This window comes from Tardiphaga sp. (assembly GCF_028290785.1).
GTDB lineage: Bacteria > Pseudomonadota > Alphaproteobacteria > Rhizobiales > Xanthobacteraceae > Tardiphaga.
On record NZ_JAQGJD010000120.1, the window covers coordinates 60,824 to 68,187 of the forward strand.

The following is a 7,364-nucleotide window of genomic DNA, read 5'->3' on the forward strand; positions in this document are numbered from 1 at the left end:
TGACCTCGCAATGACGACGGAGTTTCAGGCGAGCCCGAGCTTCTTCACCGCATCCCAGAACAGCTGCTGGCCATCCGCGACATTTGCGGTCCAGTGCTGGTGGGCAAAATCATTGGCATCGTCGGTGATGAACTTGAAGGCGCGCCAGGGGATCTCGTTGCGTTTGCAGACATAGGCGATGGCGAACAATTCCATGTCGACGATACCGACACCGCTGGCGTTCAGCCAGGGATCGAAGGAGGTGACAAAGCTGTCGCCGGTACCGCAGGTCACGTCACCATGGCCCGACGACAGCCGATCGAGTTCCGGCGCAAATGGCGTGGTGCCGCGGGGCGCCAGCGGTTCGGCGATCATGTCGCGCTGGATTACATGGGCGACCTCGACCAGCCCGCGCAGCGATTCAGCGATCTTGCCAGCGGTGCCGTAGTTGATCACTAGCGCGGGCTTCAGCGCCAGCAGGGCCAGCGTGGTGGCGGTCGCGGTGGCGACCTTGCCAACGCCGGTGAAGACGATCTCGACCCCCGCAGGCGCCCGCGCGATATCGAGCTCGCTCTCAAGCGCTGTAAGAACCAGAATCTTGCCGTTCATCCGAAATAGCGCTCCAGCACACCACGATAGATTTTCGTCAGCTTCTCCAGATCGGACACCGGCGTGCGTTCGTCGATCTGGTGCATGGTCTGGCCAACCAGGCCGAATTCGATCACCGGGCAATAGCGCGTGATGAAACGGGCATCCGAGGTGCCGCCACCGGTGTTAAGATCGGGCTTGCGGCCGGTAACTTCCTCGATGGCCGATACCACGAGGTCGGTGAAAGCACCCGGTCTGGTCACGAAGGAATCCGCATTACACGGTTCCCACACGATGTGGGCGCGAATCCGGTTGCCGGTTGCGGCCACCAGTCGCTTGTCGATCAGGTCGCGCAGCGACTCCTGGGTATGGTGATCGTTGAAGCGGATGTTGAATTTGGCGCCGGCCTGCGCGGGGATCACGTTGGTCGCGGTGTTGCCTACATCGACCGACGTGAATTCGAGGTTCGACGGCTGGAATTGAGCATTGCCGGCGTCGAGCGGATCACCGCTCAACGCCACGATCAGCGCGGCAATATCCGGCACCGGATTCGAGGCACGGTGGGGGTAGGCGACGTGGCCCTGTACGCCATCGACGATCAGCGTACCGGACTGCGAACCGCGGCGGCCGATCTTGATGGTGTCGCCCATCTCCTCGACGTTGCTGGGCTCGCCGACGATGCAGTGATCGAATGTTTCGCCACGCGCCGCGGCCCATTGCAGCAGCTTGACGGTGCCGTTGACCGCGATGCCTTCCTCGTCGCCGGTGATCAGGAACGAGATCGATCCCTTCGGCTTTCCGCCGTTGGCGGCGAGATAGTCCAGCGTGGCGGCGACCGCGCAGGCGATGCCGCCCTTCATGTCCACAGCGCCGCGGCCGTACAGCAGGCCGCCCTTCACATCGCCGGAGAACGCGCCATGCGACCACGCCGCCTCATCACCTGGAGGCACCACGTCGGTGTGGCCGGCGAACGAGATATGCGGGGCTTCGGTGCCGATGCGGGCATAGAGGTTGTCGATGTCAGACGTACCTTCTTCGCTGAAGGTGATGCGGTGCACGTCGAAGCCGGCATCACCGAGCAGGCGCTCCAGCACGCCAAGGGCGCCGGCATCTGCGGGGGTGACCGAAGGGCAGCGCAGCAGGTCCTGCGCGATGGAGAGGGCGTCATTCATGCCCTCGATTAACATGTGCGGCAGGCGGTGGGCCAGCGCTATGCGGGATCATTTCCAGTTCGCTCTGCTGGTCCCAGCCCGGTCGTGTATCGGGCAACGCCAGCGGATCAGCTCCGAACCGGTTCGGCCCGCGCGTGCCTCCCAGGCAGGCCATTTCGACGAAGCCCCAGAAGCCAGCCACCGAGACGATCATTCCAGGGACAGCCGACAGTGCGGAATCACCCAGCCGGTCGCCGATGGTGGGAAGCACCAACGGGCCAATGATGAAGGGAATAAACCACCAGCCGCTGCGGTTGCGATCGTGCAGCCGCCGGATCGAGCTGGCCGTGAAAAACCACACGGTCGCGGCGCAGACCGGTGCTGCGATCAGGTAGAGCAACACAGAGGCGGTCGGACCGGCGCCGCGAAAACTGTCGCCGAAGCCGAATGACAGCGGATCGCGGAGCAGGTCCGCGATGCCGAAACTGATCTTGCTGCCAGGCGGCAGGCCACCGACTGCAAACAGCAGCAGCGACATGAAGATCAGCGGGGCGAATACGCTCGTAATTCCGGCCAGCCAGTATGGGGCACGGTTGATGCGCCCCTCCGAACGGAACAGAATCCATTTGCCACGCATCGCCAGCCTCCGGACCGCGGAAAGGCCGCGTCCGGAGGTTGGTCGGATCAGAACCGGTTCGGTTCGATCAGTCGCGCAGCAGCTCGTTAATGCTGGTCTTGGAACGGGTGCGCTCGTCAACGCGCTTCATGATCACGGCGCAGGCGGTGGAGGGGCCGATTTCGCCGTTCTTCATCGGCTTGCCGGGCAGGTTGCCCGGAACCAGCACGGAATATTCCGGCACTTCGCCAACGAACACTTCGCCGGTCTCGCGATCGACAATCTTGGTGGAGGCGCCGAGGAAAACGCCCATCGCCAGCACCGCGCCCTTGCGAACAATGACGCCTTCGGCGACTTCCGAGCGCGCGCCGATGAAGCAATCATCCTCTATGATGACAGGGCCGGCCTGCAACGGCTCCAGGACGCCGCCGATGCCGACGCCGCCTGAAATGTGCACGCGCTTGCCGATCTGGGCGCAGGAGCCGACCGTCGACCAGGTATCGATCATGGTGCTCTCGTCCACATAGGCGCCGAGATTGACGAAGGACGGCATCAGTACGACGTTTTTCGCAATGTACGCCGAGCGGCGCACGATGGCGCCGGGCACGGCGCGGAAGGCGGCGTCGCGGAACGCGTTGTCGCCCCAGCCCTCGAACTTCGACGGCACCTTGTCCCACCACGACGCGCCGCCGGGGCCGCCCGGGATGGCGCGCATGTCGTTGAGGCGGAACGACAGCAGCACGGCCTTCTTCAGCCACTGATTGACCTTCCAGACGCCGTCGGCCTGCCGTTCGGCGACGCGGGCCTCGCCCTTGTCGAGCAGGTTCAGCGCGTGATCGACGCCGTCGCGGACCTCGCCCTTGGTAGCCGCATTGACGGTGTCACGCGCATCGAACGCGGCGTTGATGGTGGCTTCGAGGGCGGACAGCGACATTGGAATTCCTTCACGCGGGCAGGGGTCGGCAGGCGAATTGGACGGCTTTTGTCGGGATTTGACGGGGGAGAGTCAAGGTGGCGGGAGGCTTCTTCCCTCTCCCCTTGTGGGAGAGGGTGGCCGCGCGTAGCGCGGACGGGTGAGGGGTGAGGGGTAGTGTTGAGCTCCGCAGCACCCCCTCATCCGTCGCGGACTTCGTCCGCGCCACCTTCTCCCACAAGGGGAGAAGGGAAGAGCGATTACCGCGCCGCGTTCAGCGCCGCCAGAAACCCCGTCAGATCGTCGGTGACGTGATCGACGAAATCGGCGTCGCGGCCTTCCAGCTCCCAGTCTTCGCGCACCACTTCCTTGGCGCCGTCGGGCACCACCAGCACGGTGGTCATGCCCAGCGCGTGCGGCACCACGAGGTTGCGCGACAGGTCCTCGAACATGGCGGCCCGGGCGGGATCGACGCCATGCAGCTTGAGAAATTTGTCATAGGTCTGCTGCGCCGGCTTCGGTTCGAGGTCGGCGGCAATGATATCGAAGATGGCTTCGAATTCACCGGCGATGCCGAGGCGGTCGAGCACTTTGCCGGCATGGTCGGTGGAGCCGTTGGTCAGGATCAGTTTTCGTCCGGGCAGCCGCGCGATCTCGGCGCCCATTTCCGGATTGGGCGACAGCGGCGAGTGGTCGATGGCGTGGACATAGGCCAGGTAATCGTCGGCGTGGACCCCATGCTCGGTCATCATGCCGCGCATGGTGGTGCCGTAGCGCTTGTAATAGTCCTTCTGGATCTTGAAGGCTTGCTCCGGTGGGACCTTGAGGAAGTTCGAGACGAAATCGCGGATCCGGCCATCGACCTGCTGCCACAGGTTGACGTGATGCGGGTACAGCGTGTTGTCGAGATCGAACACCCAGGTCTCAACATGGGCGAAGCTGCGCGTCGGCTTGATGTCGATGGTCATGAAGTCCCTGCTATGCCGTTACGGCATCGTAAAGCGCAGCGTCTTGCCGCCGGCCAGGTCCACTGCGACGAAGCCGGCGGCGGCGAGGCCGCGCAGGCCGCAATCGCTGTGGTCCGATATTTCGAACTTGCTCTCGCGCGTGCACAGCATCTTGCTGCCGCCCCAGTTCAGCGCCTTGTCCTTGATGCGGATGGCGCGGCCATTGGCATCGACCGCTTCGGCAAAGCTGAACACCTGTTTCGGCTGGCCGATGACGTCCGGACGCAGGCACTTGCCGGGCTCGATGCGGTACCAGCCGCGGCTGACGGTGGCCTTGCCGTCGTCAGTCGCGATCGAAGCCATCACCTTATAAGTTGTGTCGTTGCACCAGTTCAGGCCGGTGGCGGACGGCGCCTGCACCGCGTTGATCATGCGCTCGAAGAAATCCGGCGCCTTGACGATGTCGGCGGCGAGGCCGCGGCTCTTCAGGAACGCCGCCAGCGCGCCTTGCGTCTTCGGGCCATCGACGCCGTCAATCGGCGCCGCATCGTAGCCGGCGATCACCAGCAGCCGCTGGATCGCGGCGAGCCTGGCCTGTTCGTCGTCATATTCGCTGTCTTCGGCCAGGTACGCGAGCAAGTTGCCGTCGGCATCCTGCGACGGCTTGACGGTGGTGAACGTCGCCTGGTTCTGTCCGGTGCGGCATTGCCGGGCGGCGGCGATGACAAAGTTCTCCGGCGCGATGCACAGCGTATCGCCGCCGCCCTGCGGCACTGGCGAGGGGCCGTAAACGCCGAGCGCGCGGGCATGCAGCAGGATGCGGTCGATGGTCAGCGTGCCCTGCGCAACGATGCGGCATTGTGCGGGATCGATGCGAAACCAGCCACGCGTCGTGGTCTCGCTCTTGTCGTCGGTGCCGATGGCGGCCTCGACGACGTAGCTCATGCGGTTGCAGAGGCGAAGGTCGGCACGGGCCTTATCCTCAAAAGCGAACAGCAGGAGGGTGACGGCCACAAGTAGCGTTGTGCCGAGGCCTCTCCACCCGTCATGCCCGGCGCTATGCCGGGCATCCACGTGTGCCGGCGCGGGAAAGACCTGGATGGCCGGGACAAGCCCGGCCATAACGGCTTCCCTGGTGCGCGCGATCGTCACTTGTAGATCAGCGTTCCCGTGCCCTGGTTGGTGAACAGTTCGAGCAGCACCGCGTGCGGCGTCTTGCCATCGATGATCACGACGCCCTCGACGCCCTGCTCGAGCGAATAGATGCAGGTCTCGACCTTGGGGATCATGCCGCCGGAAATGGTGCCGTCGGCAATCAGTTTGCGCGCCTCTTTGATCGACAGTTCGGGAATCAGCTTCTTCGACTTGTCGAGCACGCCCGGCACGTCGGTGAGCAGCAGCAGGCGTTTTGCCTTGAGGGCACCCGCGACGGCACCGGCAAAAGTGTCGGCGTTGACGTTGAAAGTCTGGCCCGACTTCGAGGTCGCCAGTGGCGCCAGCACGGGAATCAGGTCGTGGCCGATCAACTGGTTCAGCAGGGTCAGGTCGACCTTGTCGGGTTCGCCGACGAAACCGAGGTCCACCACTTTTTCGATGTTGGAATCCGGATCGACCATGGTCCGCGTCGCCTTGGTGGCGGTGACCATGTTGCCGTCCTTGCCGCACAGGCCAACCGCCTTGCCGCCAGCCTCGTTGATGTAGCCGACGATCGACTTGTTGATCGAACCGGCCAGGACCATTTCGACGATCTGGATGGTGGCGGCGTCGGTAATGCGCAGCCCGGCCGCGAATTCCGACTTGATTCCGAGCCGCTGCAGCATCTGTGCGATTTGCGGCCCGCCGCCGTGCACCACCACCGGATTGATGGCGGTCTGCTCCAGCAGCACGATGTCGCGGGCAAAGGCCTTGGCCGTGTCCTCGGCGCCCATGGCGTGTCCGCCATATTTGATGACGATGGTTTCCTCGTCATACCGCTGCATGTGCGGCAGCGCCTCTGACAGGATGCGGGCCTGATCGAGCGGGCTGATTTCGGTCGCGTCGGTCATGAAGCGGATCTCACTGGGCCAATCTGCGGCGCGTTCTAGCTGATTGGTCGGAGAGGTGCAAAGCATGGCTGTAGTAGCCCGGATGGAGCGAAGCGAAATCCGGGATTCATGGCGTGCGGCGGTGCTGTCCCCGGATTGCGCTTCGCTCATCCGGGCTACGGCTAGCCGCGCCGCGGCCACGCCGCCGATACGGCCAGCGCCAGCCAGCTAATGATCAGCAGGGTGCCGCCCGTCGGTGCGGCCATCGGGAACAGGCCGTGGCCAGCATATTGCCGGATCGTGAGGTCGCCGGCGAACAGCGCGCTCGCGACCGCGAAGCCGATCGCGGCGGCGAGGCCGATCTGCAGGTGGATCACGCCGCGTTCGATCAGGGCCACCGCGCCGATCACGGCGGTGGCGTGAAACAGCAGCATCGAGGACGCCGAGGCCAGCCGCGTCGCGTCGGGCTGATGCGCTGAGGCTGCCGCCAGCAGGACGCCATCGACGCCCATCACGCCGGCCAGGATGATCAGGATGCGGAACAGGCCAAAGCGGGTCATCAGCTGCGCTCGCCGAGCAGGCGCACCATGGCGGCGCGCAGTTCAGCCATGCCGGCGCCGGTGCGCGACGACGTCACTAGCAGTTGCGGGAACGCCGCGGGATGCTTCAACAGGGTGCTGCGGACCGCCTCGATGGTGGTCTCCAGCTCGGCCTTCTTGACCTGGTCGGCCTTGGTCAGCACCACCTGGTAGCTGACCGCAGACTTGTCCAGCGTCTTCAGCACGTCGAGATCGACATCCTTGAGGCCGTGGCGGCTGTCGATCAGCACATAGACCCGCGCCAGGTTGGTGCGGCCGAGCAGGAAATTGTGGATCAGCGAGGTCCAGGACGCGATCTTGACCTTCGGCGCCGAGGCATAGCCGTAGCCGGGCATGTCGACGAGGCGCATGCCGGATTTTTCCGGGCCCTCGAAGAAGATCAGTTCCTGGGTGCGGCCCGGCGTGTGCGAGGTCCGCGCCAGCGCATTGCGGCCGGTCAGCGCGTTGATCAGGCTGGATTTGCCGACATTGGAGCGCCCGGCGAACGCCACCTCAGTGCCGGCCATCGGCGGCAGGGTTTCGATCGAGGGCGATGCCCAGATGAACT

The 7,364-nt window shown here is 64.6% G+C and carries 9 protein-coding genes; all 9 read right to left on the bottom strand.

The genetic code is table 11. The annotated features are described in order from the left end of the window. Nucleotides 1–24: 24 nt before the first annotated feature. Nucleotides 25–588: a 5'-methylthioadenosine nucleosidase gene (locus JWR89_RS06980; protein ID WP_299713524.1), complete on the bottom strand. Its 564-nt coding sequence runs from the start codon at nt 586–588 to the stop codon at nt 25–27. Continuing rightward, entirely contained in the window at nt 585–1,739 is a 1,155-nt protein-coding gene (gene dapE, locus JWR89_RS06985) for a succinyl-diaminopimelate desuccinylase (RefSeq protein ID WP_299713526.1), read from the bottom strand. Before dapE ends, JWR89_RS06980 begins: the two co-directional genes overlap by 4 nt. Further along, nucleotides 1,732–2,355 (bottom strand): DUF805 domain-containing protein, encoded by a 624-nt coding sequence (locus JWR89_RS06990; RefSeq protein ID WP_299713528.1) that lies wholly within the window; start codon nt 2,353–2,355, stop codon nt 1,732–1,734. The genes dapE and JWR89_RS06990 overlap by 8 nt, the downstream gene beginning before the upstream one ends. Nucleotides 2,356–2,422: 67 nt before the next feature. Further along, nucleotides 2,423–3,268: a 2,3,4,5-tetrahydropyridine-2,6-dicarboxylate N-succinyltransferase gene (dapD, locus tag JWR89_RS06995; RefSeq protein ID WP_299713531.1), complete on the bottom strand. Its 846-nt coding sequence runs from the start codon at nt 3,266–3,268 to the stop codon at nt 2,423–2,425. 239 nt (nt 3,269–3,507) lie between these two features. Continuing rightward, on the bottom strand, nt 3,508–4,215 hold the full coding sequence (locus JWR89_RS07000; RefSeq protein WP_299713534.1) for a pyrimidine 5'-nucleotidase: 708 nt from the start codon (nt 4,213–4,215) through the stop codon (nt 3,508–3,510). An 18-nt stretch (nt 4,216–4,233) separates the two neighbouring features. Next, nucleotides 4,234–5,316 (bottom strand): DUF1036 domain-containing protein, encoded by a 1,083-nt coding sequence (locus JWR89_RS07005; RefSeq protein ID WP_299713536.1) that lies wholly within the window; start codon nt 5,314–5,316, stop codon nt 4,234–4,236. Nucleotides 5,317–5,342: 26 nt separating this feature from the next. After that, on the bottom strand, nt 5,343–6,239 hold the full coding sequence (argB, locus tag JWR89_RS07010) for an acetylglutamate kinase (protein WP_299713539.1): 897 nt from the start codon (nt 6,237–6,239) through the stop codon (nt 5,343–5,345). Between the two features lie 161 nt (nt 6,240–6,400). After that, nucleotides 6,401–6,778, bottom strand: a complete 378-nt coding sequence (locus JWR89_RS07015; protein WP_299713542.1) for a DUF423 domain-containing protein — start codon at nt 6,776–6,778, stop codon at nt 6,401–6,403. After that, nucleotides 6,778–7,364: ribosome biogenesis GTP-binding protein YihA/YsxC (gene yihA / locus JWR89_RS07020; RefSeq protein ID WP_299713545.1), on the bottom strand; the 587-nt coding region annotated here is incomplete at its 5' end. The genes yihA and JWR89_RS07015, both read right to left, overlap by 1 nt.

Excerpts from the sequence above, each read along its gene's own strand:
- JWR89_RS07005 (WP_299713536.1), bottom strand. The coding sequence starts at position 5,316 with ATGGCCGGGCTTGTCCCGGCCATCCAGGTCTTTCCCGCGCCGGCACAC.
- JWR89_RS06980 (WP_299713524.1), bottom strand. The coding sequence starts at position 588 with ATGAACGGCAAGATTCTGGTTCTTACAGCGCTTGAGAGCGAGCTCGAT.
- argB (WP_299713539.1), bottom strand. The coding sequence starts at position 6,239 with ATGACCGACGCGACCGAAATCAGCCCGCTCGATCAGGCCCGCATCCTG.
- dapD (WP_299713531.1), bottom strand. The coding sequence starts at position 3,268 with ATGTCGCTGTCCGCCCTCGAAGCCACCATCAACGCCGCGTTCGATGCG.
- JWR89_RS07000 (WP_299713534.1), bottom strand. The coding sequence starts at position 4,215 with ATGACCATCGACATCAAGCCGACGCGCAGCTTCGCCCATGTTGAGACC.
- dapE (WP_299713526.1), bottom strand. The coding sequence starts at position 1,739 with ATGAATGACGCCCTCTCCATCGCGCAGGACCTGCTGCGCTGCCCTTCG.
- JWR89_RS06990 (WP_299713528.1), bottom strand. The coding sequence starts at position 2,355 with ATGCGTGGCAAATGGATTCTGTTCCGTTCGGAGGGGCGCATCAACCGT.
- JWR89_RS07015 (WP_299713542.1), bottom strand. The coding sequence starts at position 6,778 with ATGACCCGCTTTGGCCTGTTCCGCATCCTGATCATCCTGGCCGGCGTG.